General features: G+C 42.7%; 12 protein-coding genes. 8 read left to right on the plus strand and 4 right to left on the minus strand.

Annotated elements, in window-relative coordinates; all coding sequences use genetic code 11:
• Nucleotides 1–48 precede the first annotated feature (48 nt).
• Both AC04MN_RS14285 and AC04MN_RS14290 read left to right on the plus strand, forming a co-directional pair.
• Complete coding sequence (locus tag AC04MN_RS14285; protein ID WP_475383889.1) at nt 49–1,041, plus strand: hypothetical protein; 993 nt, start codon at nt 49–51, stop codon at nt 1,039–1,041.
• Nucleotides 1,042–1,052: 11 nt separating this feature from the next.
• The gene (locus AC04MN_RS14290) at nt 1,053–1,481 is read left to right on the plus strand and encodes an SRPBCC family protein (RefSeq protein ID WP_475383890.1); all 429 of its coding nucleotides are present in this window, start codon (nt 1,053–1,055) and stop codon (nt 1,479–1,481) included.
• 42 nt (nt 1,482–1,523) lie between these two features.
• Here AC04MN_RS14290 and AC04MN_RS14295 read toward each other — a convergent pair whose 3' ends face one another.
• Complete coding sequence (locus tag AC04MN_RS14295; protein ID WP_475383891.1) at nt 1,524–1,994, minus strand: hypothetical protein; 471 nt, start codon at nt 1,992–1,994, stop codon at nt 1,524–1,526.
• Between AC04MN_RS14295 and murJ the strand changes: the two genes are divergently transcribed.
• From murJ to AC04MN_RS14320, 5 genes are all read left to right on the plus strand, one after another.
• Complete coding sequence (gene murJ / locus AC04MN_RS14300) at nt 1,995–3,566, plus strand: murein biosynthesis integral membrane protein MurJ (RefSeq protein ID WP_475383892.1); 1,572 nt, start codon at nt 1,995–1,997, stop codon at nt 3,564–3,566.
• 128 nt (nt 3,567–3,694) lie between these two features.
• The gene (locus AC04MN_RS14305; RefSeq protein WP_475383893.1) at nt 3,695–5,242 is read left to right on the plus strand and encodes a L,D-transpeptidase family protein; all 1,548 of its coding nucleotides are present in this window, start codon (nt 3,695–3,697) and stop codon (nt 5,240–5,242) included.
• A 1-nt stretch (nt 5,243) separates the two neighbouring features.
• Nucleotides 5,244–5,531 carry a hypothetical protein gene (locus AC04MN_RS14310; RefSeq protein ID WP_475383894.1) on the plus strand — a complete coding sequence of 96 codons (288 nt, stop codon included), beginning with the start codon at nt 5,244–5,246 and terminating at the stop codon, nt 5,529–5,531.
• A gap of 31 nt (nt 5,532–5,562) precedes the next feature.
• Entirely contained in the window at nt 5,563–6,054 is a 492-nt protein-coding gene (locus AC04MN_RS14315) for a GreA/GreB family elongation factor (RefSeq protein WP_475383895.1), read from the plus strand.
• A gap of 1 nt (nt 6,055) precedes the next feature.
• The gene (locus AC04MN_RS14320; RefSeq protein WP_475383896.1) at nt 6,056–6,856 is read left to right on the plus strand and encodes an alpha/beta fold hydrolase; all 801 of its coding nucleotides are present in this window, start codon (nt 6,056–6,058) and stop codon (nt 6,854–6,856) included.
• On the opposite strand, the gene AC04MN_RS14325 is transcribed toward AC04MN_RS14320, so the two are convergent.
• On the minus strand, nt 6,774–7,421 hold the full coding sequence (locus AC04MN_RS14325; RefSeq protein WP_475383897.1) for a phosphatase PAP2-related protein: 648 nt from the start codon (nt 7,419–7,421) through the stop codon (nt 6,774–6,776). The genes AC04MN_RS14320 and AC04MN_RS14325 overlap by 83 nt on opposite strands.
• Nucleotides 7,422–7,592: 171 nt before the next feature.
• Here AC04MN_RS14325 and AC04MN_RS14330 point away from each other — a divergent pair, with 171 nt between their 5' ends.
• Entirely contained in the window at nt 7,593–11,585 is a 3,993-nt protein-coding gene (locus AC04MN_RS14330) for a hypothetical protein (protein WP_475383898.1), read from the plus strand.
• Between the two features lie 32 nt (nt 11,586–11,617).
• Here AC04MN_RS14330 and AC04MN_RS14335 read toward each other — a convergent pair whose 3' ends face one another.
• A complete protein-coding gene (locus tag AC04MN_RS14335; protein ID WP_475383899.1) occupies nt 11,618–12,916 on the minus strand; it encodes a response regulator in 1,299 nt (432 codons plus the stop codon).
• Nucleotides 12,913–13,464 (minus strand): heme NO-binding domain-containing protein, encoded by a 552-nt coding sequence (locus AC04MN_RS14340; protein WP_475383900.1) that lies wholly within the window; start codon nt 13,462–13,464, stop codon nt 12,913–12,915. The genes AC04MN_RS14335 and AC04MN_RS14340 overlap by 4 nt, the downstream gene beginning before the upstream one ends.
• Nucleotides 13,465–13,502: the final 38 nt, after the last annotated feature.

Genomic DNA, 13,502 nt, shown 5'->3' on the forward strand with positions numbered 1-13,502 from the left:
CCCTTAAGGAGGCCTTGACTATGGCGGAAAATTTGAGACTTTAACGGCATGGGTCTTACTATTCGGGCGGCATTATTATCTTTGATCTTATCTAGCGTTTCGTTAACGTCGCTGGCTCATAGCCTTCCTCAGAATTCCGCAGGACCTCAAAATTGGTGGGCTGTATCGCCTGAAGAAGTTATGAGTGCTCCTTGTAAATCTCAGCGCCCTCCAACTAATCAAGAAATGCAAGCCCGCCTGCTGAAGCTTTCCGGCCCTGTCGAAAGTAAGGTTGTATTTGGGGTTCGCTTTAAAAATGAGTACTCTGCTAAAATCAAATACTTTACGGATCTTCATACTTACGACCTAAGCCTTCGAGGCACAAATCCCCCACTTGAGTTTAAGACTGACTGTCCCGCCGCACTTTGCGCGATGAAGGAAATCTATGGAAATGCCATTGGATTGCGCCTTTTCTATATGATGGTTCATTTCGGAATCAACGGTTCTCATCTGAGAACAAAAAATGCGGCAGCCTGGGAAGTATCGGAACTTGATGAGGTTCTGCAGGCTCTGAACGACTACCCGCCGTCGCTTTTTCCTGTTTCCTACAACAAACGGCTAGTCCACTTTGCAAGAGGTAAATTTTATCGCGGCGGCGAGCGCACTATTGCAAATGCAAGCATAGAGCTTTTCGACAATTGGAATAAGCTTTCTTTTCCAGAACGGCAGCAGACCTTACTTCACGAGCTGGGACACCTATTGGCCTATAATAAAAACTTAGACCGCTCTGCCGAGTGGCTCAAAATAAGTGGCTGGGAAGAATTCACAGAAATTATTAACGGCCACGCTTTTAAGTCTTATCGCTTAATAGACCCTAGTAAATCAGTCTCAATGTATGGCCAAACCAGTCCCTCAGAGGACTTTGCCGAATCGGTTGTTGCCTATCGCTTTATTGGCGATCGTTTAAAGAAGTCCCAACCAGAAAAATACGATTTTTTAAAACGTGAAGCCTTTGCAGGTTTTGAGTACCTGAACAATCATATCTGCCCCACTTCATATTAGGAATTTACGAAATGCCATTAAAGATTGAAAAGAAAATTAAAATTAAAGCGCCTCTTGCTTGGGTCTGGAATGCTTTGACCGATAAATCCGAACTAGAAAACTGGTGGAGCGAATATGTCGAGCTTCAACCCAAGTTGGGTGGGAAATTTAAAGAATCCTGGCTTGACGATAAAGGCAAAAAACAACTAGCAACAGGCAAAGTTCAAAAAATTAAAAAATTTGAGTTTATTCAGTTCACCTGGAGCGAGCAAGCCTGGGCTAAAGGCTCTGAAACCATATGCATCTTAAGCTTCAAAGAAGAAAAAGGCTTTTGCGTCCTTGAACTTGAACAAAGCGGCTGGGAATGTCTTCCCAAAGAACAACAAAAATCGACAATGAAAGACTTCGAAATTGGCTGGAAATACCACTTCGAAGAGCTCAAATCTTATCTTGAGGATTAGACTCAGACACTTTCCCGAGCCATGGGCTCGGGCTGTTTTAACCTATTTGCGACAGAAAAATACTTTTTGCCCCAGATGCTGAGATAAAAGTTGCGAATACAAATCCGGCTCTAAAAATAAAGTTCCGAAGCCATAACTTTCGGCCTGTGGTAAAAGACGAGAAGGCTTTTTATCTAAAGCTAAACGCAGGAACATTCCCTTCACCGCCATCGTCAAATGGGTGCTATCCAAACCAAATTCTACGGTATTTAATGTGGGACAATTTTCCAAATTCAAAACTTCCAAAGATTCATTTAAAATCAACCACTGATTTTCAAACTTATGGTAGGCTTCGGCTTCCTGAGATTTCACCATCGCAGCACGAGATCCAACAACGGGATAGACTGGTTTTAATTCAAGCATCTTGCTTTCCTTGCATATCAATTCATCGATAGAATCATCAAAACCCAAATACCATGGAAGATCAAATGCATTTTCACTTGCTGAAATGGCGCAGGCTGCTACTATTAACACATGAAAAAGAAACAAATGGGTGGCGCACTTTTTGTGGCCCTGGGCATCTTCCTTAGTCGAATAGCAGGCTTGGTCCGCGAAAGAGTCTTCGCTCATTTTTTTGGCAACTCCGACTATGGCGATGCGTTTAAAGCCGCCCTTAAAATTCCAAATTTTTTGCAAAATCTTTTTGGTGAGGGAGTCCTTTCAGCAAGTTTTATTCCTGTTTACGCAAAATTGATTGGCCAAGGCAAAGAAGAAGAAGCTGGCGAACTTGCTTCGATTATCGGTACTATTTTATTTTTGATTACCTCGTTGCTGGTAGGTGTAGGGATCCTAGCGACCCCCTATCTAATCGATGCGATAGCCCCTGGCTTTGAAGGTGAAAAAAGAATTTTGACTATTCAGATTGTTCAAATTCTTTTCCCTGGCACAGGCATTCTAGTTATTTCCGCCTGGTGCTTAGGAATCTTAAACTCGCATAAAAACTTTTTCCTGCCTTACGTCGCACCTGTTCTGATGAATATTGTCATGATTGCTGCATTGATTTTTTTTGGATCAAAACAAAACCAGTCTGAATTGGCTTTGACCATCAGTTATGCATTTATTCTTGGAAGCGCGGCTCAGTTTTTAATTCAGCTTCCAAAAACACTCGTCTTAGCCAAAAAATTACGCCCGCAACTAAAGATCAATTCGGAAGCTCAAACAGTCGTTAAAAACTTTTTTCCCGTGGTGATTTCTCGGGGGGTCGTGCAGGTAAGCGCCTACATTGACAATATGCTTGCCAGCCTCTTACCCAGCGGTTCCGTTTCCGCCCTTGCCTATGCTCAAACAATCTATTTATTGCCAATCTCCTTATTCGGAATGAGCATTTCCGTGGCCGAACTTCCCACGCTATCACAAGCCGAAGGAAGTGCCGACGAAGTGAAAACATTTTTACAAAATAGACTACGTCTTTCATTAGGTCGTATTTGTTATTTCGTTATTCCGTCGGCGGCGGCCTTTCTTTTTCTTGGAGAACAAATCGTTGGACTTCTATTCCAAACAGGAGCTTTTGATTCCGAAACCACTCGCTATGTCTGGTTTGTCTTAGCAGGCTCTACCGTTGGCCTTCTAGCATCAACCCAAGGAAGACTTCTTTCCTCTGCATATTACTCTTTAAAGGACACTAAGACACCTTTGCGTTTTGCCTTTGTGCGAGTCTTTTTCACAACCGCGCTAGGCTATCTATTCGCATTCCCCCTCCCAATACTATTAAATATCGACCCGAAGTGGGGAACCGTAGGCTTAACTGTTTCCGCCGGTATTGCTGGATGGATTGAATTCTATTTATTGCGCCGGGGTCTTCATAAAAAAATCGGAGCAATTGATTTACAAATTAAAAACCAAATTAAACTTTGGACTGCGGCCATCATCGGTTCAGTTTTAGCGCTTACATTAGTAAACCTACTTAGCACCATTCACTTTATTCCTAAAGCTATCCTTGCCCTTTTAGTATTTGGAATCACCTATCTAGTTGGCACCTATGCTTTAAATATATCGGAAGCTAAGCTTGCCGCCGGTAAAATATTAAACAAACTTCAAAAGCGCTAAGTGTCCTTTTAGGGCACCCCCTGACGGGGATTAATGAAAATACTTCATTGAACCTGTTTCTAAATATCCTATAGTGGCATTGAGGCTGGTTAGAAACTTGTAGTAGTGGCTCACAATCAGGAGTCACTATGAAATTACAACTTTTAGCAATCACCTATGCCCTCACGGCATTGACGGCCAGCCCCAGCGAGGTATTAGCCCAAGAACTGTCATCTGCTCAATCAGTAGCTCGCGTTGCTCAAACATGGAGTCTCTATAACGAAAATATTTTTTCCTCGTACACCAATGAATCGATTCAAGAAGCACTAGATAATATTTGGCTGCATGGCTTAAACCCAAAAGAGTATTTACCCAACGACACCAGCATCGCCTCAAGAGAACAATGGGTGCGCGCCCTTGATAAAGCCATTCAACACATTTCTACCGGTGTAACTGACCCGCAGGCTATTGCCTCGGATATCAAATTAAAAAAGAAGTCCCCCTTCACGTCAGAGCAACTTCAAGTCTTGGTTACGGCCTCGGGAGGTAGCGCAAAAAATCTTTTGCAATCCCTCGCCCCTCAGTCCCCCCACTATTTGGCTCTTCAACAAGCGATGCAAAGACTTTATCCACTTTTTGCTAAAGGTGGTTGGGATCGTATTTCTCCGGTGAATACTCCATTAAAACTGAATGTACGTAACGCGATAATTCCGAAACTCAAGGAACGCCTACGTTTATACGGATATCAAATCGAATCGAATGACGATCTTTTTGATAATCAAATGTTGGCCGCGATCAACGACATCCAAGCTAATTTTAAAATGAAACCCGATGGTATTATGTCGCCAAACGGAAAAACTTGGACCTTCTTTTACGCCTTCTGCGGCGAGCGTGTCCGACAAATACAAGCTGACATGGAAAAACTTCGTTGGCTCCCTCAACGTCTAGAAGATCGCCATATTTTTGTTAATACAGCATTTTCTCAGTTTACCTTGATTGATAGAGGCTATCCCCAAGGCACTGTACTAAACTTCAGAGCAATAAATGGTTCGGCGGAAAGAAAGACACCAACCCTACGAGACCGCATGACCTACTTGGTCTTTAACCCAACATGGACGGTACCTCCAACGGTATTTATCAAGGATAAGGTTGAGGCAATTAAGAACCTGGACAACAACGGAATTCTTGAATATTTCAACAAAAATAACTTTCAAGTATTCAATTCGGAATTTACCCGCACTATTGATCCAAGATCTATTGATTGGAAAAACATCACTTCCTCGAATGTTGATTTCTATATTCGGCAGCGCCCGAATTATATGAATGCTCTTGGAGTCGTAAAGTTTATGCTCACCAATCCTTATGCCATATACCTTCACGACACCAATCAAAGAGAACTATTCGGGGAAGCCATGCGCCAACGGAGTTCTGGCTGCGTCCGTCTGGAACGCCCGCTAGATTTAGCCGAGTATATGCTAAAAGATTCTGATTGGAATCGAAACAAAATCGAAAATTTTGTAGCAAAACCTGATCAAGTAATTCTTGAAGAGACTCGAGTGAATATCAAAAACCCAATCCCGGTCTATCTGATATCAATCACGTCGCAGCTCAACTCGGATGGCGTCATTCGCTTTGTCGAGGACACTTACAATCATAATACAAATATTTTAAATCAATTACGAGGAATAGGAAAATAATATGAAAAAAGTAATTTTATCGATTGGTCTTGCATTGACTGTTTTTGGAATTCAAAAAGCCAAAGCCGCAGAAGCTCTAATTGTGGTTACTGGAACGGTCGAGCATATGGAAGCCATGGAAAATGAAGCTACCATTAAGATTTCTGGACTTAACAAACTGTTTTTTATCAAAAACTTAATGGCGTTTTCAGAAGTCAAGCTTCAGGCAATTATGGACAGCCAAGAAAATCAAAAAGTTTTAAAGCTGAAGGTCAATGAATCCAACCAAGTCATTGACGTTTCGCTTTAGTTTGGCAAAATAATGCCCATGGGGGGCCGGAATGCCAACGACGATGGATAAAAATAAAATTGTTGAACTTTTTATTCATCAGCTCGAATCTGAGCTGTCGACTCTTGAGACCAGCATCAAAGCCGCTCGGGAAGAAGCAACCCATGAAGAAAGCAAGCCCGAGAACGAATACGATACTCGGGCACTTGAAGCGGGATACTTAGTAAAGGCACAATCCAAAAGGGTCCTAGATGCCAAAGAAATGCTGAGCGCCTTTAAACATGTCAGCATAAAAAATTTTGGACCCAACACTCCGATCGAAAGTACTGCGCTGATTACTTTGGATATTAATAGTAAAACCCAGTGGTTCTTCTATATGCCCTCAGGTGGCGGAGCTGCCGTCGAATATGGCGGCGTTAAAATTCAAGTGATTACTCCAACCAGCCCATTAGGCGAAGCCCTGTTAGGTTTAAAAGAAGGCGATATCGCTATCGTCGAGCAAGGCACCGATGTTAAAGAGTACGAAATCTTGAGTGTTCAGTAGTATGTCAAAAAATGAATGGGTCTTAATTCGAGGTATCATGAGTGAATCATTTCACTGGCATGATTTTATCTTGTTACTTCAAAAAGAATTTCCTCAGGATCACTTTCATACAGCCGATATTCTGGGTAACGGAAGACAGAACGATATTTGGACTCCCATTTCCGTTTCTAAAAACATCGAGGGCCTGCGCCAACAAGTTTCAACATCAACTCCTAAGATTGTTTTAGGATTTTCTCTTGGCGGGATGCTAGGTATCGAGTGGGCTCGCCGCTATCCAGAAGAAGTTCGTCATCTGTTTTTGTTAAACTCTAGCACGAATTCATCTTGGCCTCACCGTCGCATGACGCCTTTTTCACTTAAGCAGATTTACACTGCGTCCAAAAAAACCTGCCCCATCGAAAGGGAAAAGGTCATCCTTCAGATGACCTCGAATCTTTCTAACTCTGATATTGATAAACTCGCCCCGGCCTGGGGACAGCGGGCCGAAGAAGTTCCAGTTAAAACAGCCAATTTTTTTAGACAACTGGCTTTGGCAACCCAAGTAAAGACTCATCCTAAACCAAACTGTGCAGTTAGTCTTATAGCGGGCCTTCAAGACAAAGTCGTCTCGCCCAGCTGCACACAGTTGTTAGCACGAAAATGGAAAGAACCCGCCCTGATTCACCCTGAGGCTGGACACGATATCACACTTGACCGTCCTGAGTGGGTACTCGAAGTCATTAAGCAGCGACTAGCTTTAGCAACCACTGATCAACACCCCCAGCCCAAGATGGAACCCACTGATAAATCAGCAAGGCCGTAATGGCTCCCGCGTAAATATCCATGGTCCAATGAGCTTTTAAAAGTAAAACTGTTGCAATCTCGTAGACAACAATAACTACTGCCAATAGGGACATCCATACTCCTCCAAGTGCAGCAAGCTCTAGCGCACCGTAGACAGCAAGAGCGGTATGGCCAGAAAAAAATAAATCATTAGAAACACCATAAGTTACAAACAAAGACGGAAATCCAGGATCCTTCCATATCATACCTCGAGGCGCAGGAAGAACACTGGCGACTTGGTTCAGCTGACGCAATCCAAAAATCATCAACAGCCCCAATAAGGGGCGCAACGAATCACCAAAAATCGCTGAATAAATCAAATAAAGACCTAATCCATCAACGACCAACGAACTTGAAATCAATAGAAATCGAGATCGAACTTCCTTAGCTGCAATCCACGAATGAAAAGAACCGGTGATCTCGTGAAAATAATCGCCAATCATTTGCGAATCCGCCAAAGGCTGACGACGGCCAAGCCAGCGCTGGCTTAATATCCAAGCTACAAATGCGACGATGACAAAAACACATTTGATTAATAGCAACATCAGGCCCCCTGTTCACCCATTTTTGGCAGTTCTCTTTTTAAGACATCGTCTCATCAATTTGAGACAATCCAAATGCCTTTGTATTGCGTTAAAGCTCAAAGCTCTGGCACGAGCCTTGCCTCTATTCATGTTGAAACATATTTTTTTGTCTTTTTAAAAAGGAGTCAACCCATGGCAAATCAAAGCTTCAAAAAATGGACGCTAGGTGTTTTGTGCACAAGCTTTATCGCAGGTTTTGCACAACCATCGGTTGCTTTCGAACTTCCTTTCACCAAAAAACCTCATTCACAACAACAGCAGAACCAAGTTGAAACCATCTTCATCGCCGTTGATGGGTTTAGTTACTACGCTTTTATGCAGGCTCAGAAAATGGGACTCTTTAAAGATTTTGCCAACTTTGGAGCCCATGTATCCCCTTTCCCTTCGATGACTGATCTATCGTGGGCGACAGTCACTCACACCGCTAATATCTTTGGAGACGCAGGTCGCATTCGGTCGGTCGAAGCCACTTACTTTGACGAGTCCTCAAAATCAATTCAAGGTGATCCTCGTGACTACTACCGTCGTCTTGCCTTTCCAAAATATTATATGGGAGCCTTCGACACTTTCTTCAACCCTTACGTCGAAGCTTTAATGTACTTCCCAACCGAAGAAGTTCCAAAACTAGAGATGAAAACTGTAGTTGACGATCTTTTAGCGGCTAAACCTAAGAAAGTGCTAACAGGTTACGTAGGGGCTGTCGACTCCACCGCACATACACAGCTTAATCGTCTTTTCCCAATCCTACGTCAGTTGGACTCTGAATTAAAACGTCTTAAAGAGGGTTTCAAAGCCAAAGGCCAAAATCCAGAAATCATTTTGGTCTCGGACCACGGAAACATTGGGCGCTTTAAAGAAGGCGAACAAGAGCAAGAACTTTTAGGCATTGAGCTGAACCCTATTATCGAAAGAGCCGGGTTAAAATCCGTGCAGGCGCTTCGCGAACAATCCGATGTCGCTGTTCCACTCTTGGCCTTAGGAACCTGGGCTCCTGTCTACGTCAAAGACCGAAACCAACTACCAAAGTTGATTCAAGAATTTAGCAAAGAAGCTTGGTTTGATATGTCAGTTATTTTAAATTTCAACTCCGCTGATGGCACAGGAATGACAATTTACACCAAGGACAGCGAAGCTAAAATCACATTTAACAAAAAGACCCAAGAGTATAATTACATTCCCGTTCGTGGCAACCCTTTACAGATTCCTGCGCAATACCACTCGTCAAAGCAAAAACAAGTTGCAATCGATTCGCAAACTGCCTTTACATTGACTTCACAAACCAAATATCCCGATTCACTTTTTAGAATTATCGAATCTGCCTCGGAAAGAAACTTCGACTTCCCAGACCTTATTTTGACTCTTAAAGACGGCTACTACATCAAGTCAGGATTGGGCTCTTTTACGAAAATGTACAGAACCCACGGCTCGTTAACGGCAGCATCATCATTTGGCTTAGTCGCCTCTACATCTCGACGAGTCCCCGGACAAATGCGAAGTAAAGACATCCTTCCATTCTTCGGAATTGACCCTAAAAAACTGTTTGGAGATATCGAGCAAAAGCACAATAAAAAGCCTCAACAGACATTGGCGGAGTTAAAGCAAACGGCGAAGGCCGGCATTGCAACAGATGCAAAAGACCTAAGTCAAAAACGAATCTTTCGCCATATTTCTAAATTCGTGGCCGACACAAGACCTTACTTCTTAGTCAGCGAAATGAAGTCGTTCATGGAGGCTTTCAAATTCGACCCTTTTAAATCAAACACTTCTATGGCCCTTTCACCTATGAATTTTGACTCATCAAAATTTGATGTTTCAACTATGATTTCGCCTGAAGATATCGGGTCCGTAACTGACGCCGTATTGACGGCAGGTTCAGTTGAAAATCTTATGAAAGACCCTCGAGTCAATGCAGTTAAAGAAAAAATCCCATTCTTGAAGGACTCAAAAACCAATCAAGTTGAATGGAGCGAAGAACAATCCCAACAGGATATCCTTTCAAAAGTGAAGCGTTACACTTTGCCGGCAAAACGTTCGGTCATGAAGATGTATCAAATTCCTTACCTACTTGAAAACTCAATTGTGATTCAGGAAAAGCAATTCTTACCTGAAGTTCGCGATTTAGGTTTTGCAGGTCACTGGCTTTCGAATAAGGATAAACTGAATTCCTCTCCTAAAGGTCTTAATGCAATTAATAAGCAAACTAAACTTAGCAACGCAATGACCTTGCTTAAAGAGACGATCAAAGAAGCCGAACTTGAAGGACGAATCTATCCAACTCAGTTGGACAAGCTTTATAATCCCAAAGCGGAAGATATAACCGTAGTATATGTACCTGGCATCTATAATAGTATCTTCGATAAAGAGATCTTTAGCTTAGGCCTCAATGCTATCGCTGATGATATGGGCGTTCGAGTGATCTCTCCTCCGGTAGAGGCGACTTGTGCTTCCGACATCAACGCAGATATTATTGTCAATTACCTTAAAGAGGACCGCCGAACAAGAGTTGCACGTGGCCACAAATCACCTAAATACATCTTCTTCAGTTACTCAAAAGGAGCTGTGGATACCCTGCATGCCTTCGTAAAAGCGCCTCAACTAATCTCAAGTACTGTGCGCGGAATGATTTCTATTGCTGGTGGATTGCATGGCTCTAGCATTTTAAATACGACAGATCTACCGTTTGCTTTGGTTTCGGCTTTATCTGAAAATGAAGGCCCAAAGATTTGCCAAAAAGACAAACCTGCAGCGAAGTCCATCACACCGACAGCTATGGAAGCCTTTTGGAGAAAAAATGAGCGCTCTTTGATTGGACTAACTCGTTATTTCTCGGTTTCTTTTGAAAGTTCTCCTGAGGATTCACATATCTTCATGAAAGCTACGAAAATAATTGGACAGTTTGACGAAGACAATGATGGTGTTCTGACGGTCTCTTCAACAAAATTTCCAGCAGCCTTACAAGCCGTTGACCTTGGTGTTATCCACGCGGATCACTTAGCAGGAATCTTGTCTTCGCGCTTTAATCAAAAAGCATTTATGAAAGGACTTATGACTGCAGCTCTTGAAATGAATATTCAAGATGATGCCGCCAACAAGACTTGGAATGTCAATACGATCATAGCTAAGGCCAATGAGCACTATATCCGCGATAGACGTTACTACTCGCTAAAGTCAGATGGCATTATTCGCTCGATCGGAACTAATAGCGATAATATCGTAGACCTTAGCGTCTTTTCAGATACATGGGAACTCAATGCGCAACTATTGCCCAAGCAAAATGATCCGGCCGATTCATACGAGCCAAAAGTCAAATTACCACAATCCCAAATTAAGTTTGATCCTTATGCCGTTCTGGATGTGCAAAAACTGCCAGACGTTATGGCTCAAGTGAAAGTAAATCCGGCAACGACCCAAAATATGCCTGATGGTATTAAAATCATCTATGATCATAAAAATATGGTGCACTTCCGAATGGATCACCAATTTAACTATGAATCTAGATCACCGGGTGGATTAGACGACAACCAGAACTTTGGCTATGTAACGGCTGATTTTAACGGTGAAAAGAACTGGGCCCTTATGCGCAGTCAAAACAACTCGATTCGAATGACGACTCTGGCATATCGTTTCAGCCCACTTGATTTTTCGAAGATGAATCTAAAAATGGCAGTTACTAAAGACGTAACTGGTGCTGACCCCGTTAAAGGAAAAACCGGCAAAGACGATTCGGCTTTCCAGTTGTGGTTTACAATTCGTGATGGTTTAGCCAATGGCGACCGCACAACCGTAGACCCTAAGAATGACAAAGTCTTTCTTTTTGGCTATTACTGGGGCGGAACCGTTCCAAACGAAAATCGCCCAGCCGGAGCCATTTACGAAAACTGGTACTCAAACAAAAATATCGTCGTAGCGACTCTTCCGGAAGCAAAACAATTGCTACTGAACAGTCAAGATATGTTAGGTAAAGCCCAAGTTTTCCAACGAAACCTAGCTGAAGACTTGAAAAAAGCCTTCCCTAACAGAGACGTCAGTCAAATGGAAATAGTCGCGATCACGATTCAACATGACTCCAACGACACAGAATCCTCTTCTGAAACATACTTTAAGGGTGTCGAATTCAATAAATAAAAAGAAGGCTCTGGTCACAGAGCCTTCTTTATTTAGGCCGCTTCGATTCTTTGGGCCAACTTATTCCAATCAACTGGTTTGGTAAAAAACTCTTCCATACCGACCTCGAGGCAATGCATCTGCGTGCTTTCTCGTGCACTGGCGGTAACCGCATATATCGGAGGAGCGGATAACTTTGCTATTTCATGAATTTTCTTTGAAGCCTCAAAACCATCCATCACCGGCATTTGGCAATCCATCAAAATAAGATCAATATTATTGAGCTCGGTTTTGCAAATTTCTACAGCCTCCAACCCATTCCGAGCTGTCATAACCGTAAATCCTTTCATCTCTAAAAAGGCTTTAGCGATCTCCCTATTTACATCCACGTCTTCTACAATTAAAATCCGTCGAATCTTTTTTCTTTCGCTTACAACGGCAGCTTTGGGAACCCTCAAAGGAATAATTAAAGAAACGACTGATCCTACATCCGCTTTTGCTAAAACAGACAATTCACCACCAAGGTTTCGGGCAGAATTATGCATAAGGCTGAACCCCAAGCCCAAGCCCCCCAAGGCTCTGCGATCACTATTATCCCCCTGAGAGAATAGTTGATTCGAGATGTTGCGAATATTTTCTGGCACTCCTATTCCCGTATCAGAAACGCTGATCTCGATCTTCTCTTCGTTGAAATCATCACCCAAATCATTGGCAACTTTCTCGATCGAAAGACTGATTACCCCCGTATCCGTGAAACGAAATGCGTTTTCCAGGGCCTCTCTAATGAAGATTTCTACATCTGAAAGATTTAACATCATTTCGTCAGGAAGGCTTTCATCGAAATAGAAGTTTTGCTGTACATTGTCTTTGCGCTGAAACGAACAAAAAGCAAACTCTGTGGCCTTCAGCTGGCCCTTGCGAACCACACTCAAACCAGTCGCGACAGCTTTGGCATCGGACTCGGAGGCCTTTAATATACGATCGATCATCTCAAGTTGGGTATTCGCCGACTTCAAAACAATGTCGAGCCGTTCTCGAGCTTTTGAATCAGGATTTGCCTGAAGCATCAGCTGGGCCACCCCAGTTATCTGATTTAAGGGAGTTCTTAATTCATGACTAATATTCGATAAAAATTGAGACTTCACTGAATTCGCCTTTTCAGCAATCTCTTTTGCTTTAAGAATTTCCTCGGTTCGGATACGAATCTTTTCTTCAAGACTTGCATTTAGGTCTTTTAGTTCATTATTTAAAAAATAAAGCTCTCGGCTTTTTTGTTCGAGCAAATCCTCGGCCTCTTTCCGTGCCATTTTTTCCCGTTCAATGATACGTTCATAAACTTTTGAATCACTCATGCGGCCTCTTTTCTTATTCGAAACAAGCGATTGGTATCATAGGGCAGGTCACCAACGGGCTCGGCTTGCAAGGCCGCCCTTTCATTGAAATAGGCAATTGAAGATTCAAGCAAGCCTTCTGCGAGATCCCCGAAGGGTCGAGACGAGCTATACTTCAATACTAATTCTTTTTGATCCAACGAAATTTGACAGTCAAAATGAGGCAGCTCCGCATCTGGATACAGTTTGCGCACTTCTACGTGTATATGCTCGTGGATAGACTTGATGAACGAAAACAAGTCTTTATTTTCAAAAAATGTAGGATATTTTTTCGCAAAAACTGCGTGAAGATGCACGCCAAAGGCTCGGACCAAAATCCGCGGTTCTATTTGCGTTTTCGCCGACAACTCCATCACAATTTTTATTATTTCTTTATGATCGTAAGTTCCTGTACTGGTATAAGCCGCATGAGACTGCAGTTGAATTCGATCCAAAAGGACTTGAGTCTCGACGGGGCCCAATTTACTTTCGATCATCTCTATGAGTTCTTGAAAAACGACACCTTTCAAAACGACCTCCAAAACTTGATCCTGATCATAGGATAGCA

The organism is Bdellovibrio sp. ZFWA1 (genome assembly GCF_056175665.1).

Excerpts from the sequence above, each read along its gene's own strand:
- AC04MN_RS14285 (WP_475383889.1), top strand. The coding sequence starts at position 49 with ATGGGTCTTACTATTCGGGCGGCATTATTATCTTTGATCTTATCTAGC.
- AC04MN_RS14290 (WP_475383890.1), top strand. The coding sequence starts at position 1,053 with ATGCCATTAAAGATTGAAAAGAAAATTAAAATTAAAGCGCCTCTTGCT.
- murJ (WP_475383892.1), top strand. The coding sequence starts at position 1,995 with ATGAAAAAGAAACAAATGGGTGGCGCACTTTTTGTGGCCCTGGGCATC.
- AC04MN_RS14305 (WP_475383893.1), top strand. The coding sequence starts at position 3,695 with ATGAAATTACAACTTTTAGCAATCACCTATGCCCTCACGGCATTGACG.
- AC04MN_RS14310 (WP_475383894.1), top strand. The coding sequence starts at position 5,244 with ATGAAAAAAGTAATTTTATCGATTGGTCTTGCATTGACTGTTTTTGGA.
- AC04MN_RS14315 (WP_475383895.1), top strand. The coding sequence starts at position 5,563 with ATGCCAACGACGATGGATAAAAATAAAATTGTTGAACTTTTTATTCAT.
- AC04MN_RS14320 (WP_475383896.1), top strand. The coding sequence starts at position 6,056 with ATGTCAAAAAATGAATGGGTCTTAATTCGAGGTATCATGAGTGAATCA.
- AC04MN_RS14325 (WP_475383897.1), bottom strand. The coding sequence starts at position 7,421 with ATGTTGCTATTAATCAAATGTGTTTTTGTCATCGTCGCATTTGTAGCT.
- AC04MN_RS14330 (WP_475383898.1), top strand. The coding sequence starts at position 7,593 with ATGGCAAATCAAAGCTTCAAAAAATGGACGCTAGGTGTTTTGTGCACA.
- AC04MN_RS14335 (WP_475383899.1), bottom strand. The coding sequence starts at position 12,916 with ATGAGTGATTCAAAAGTTTATGAACGTATCATTGAACGGGAAAAAATG.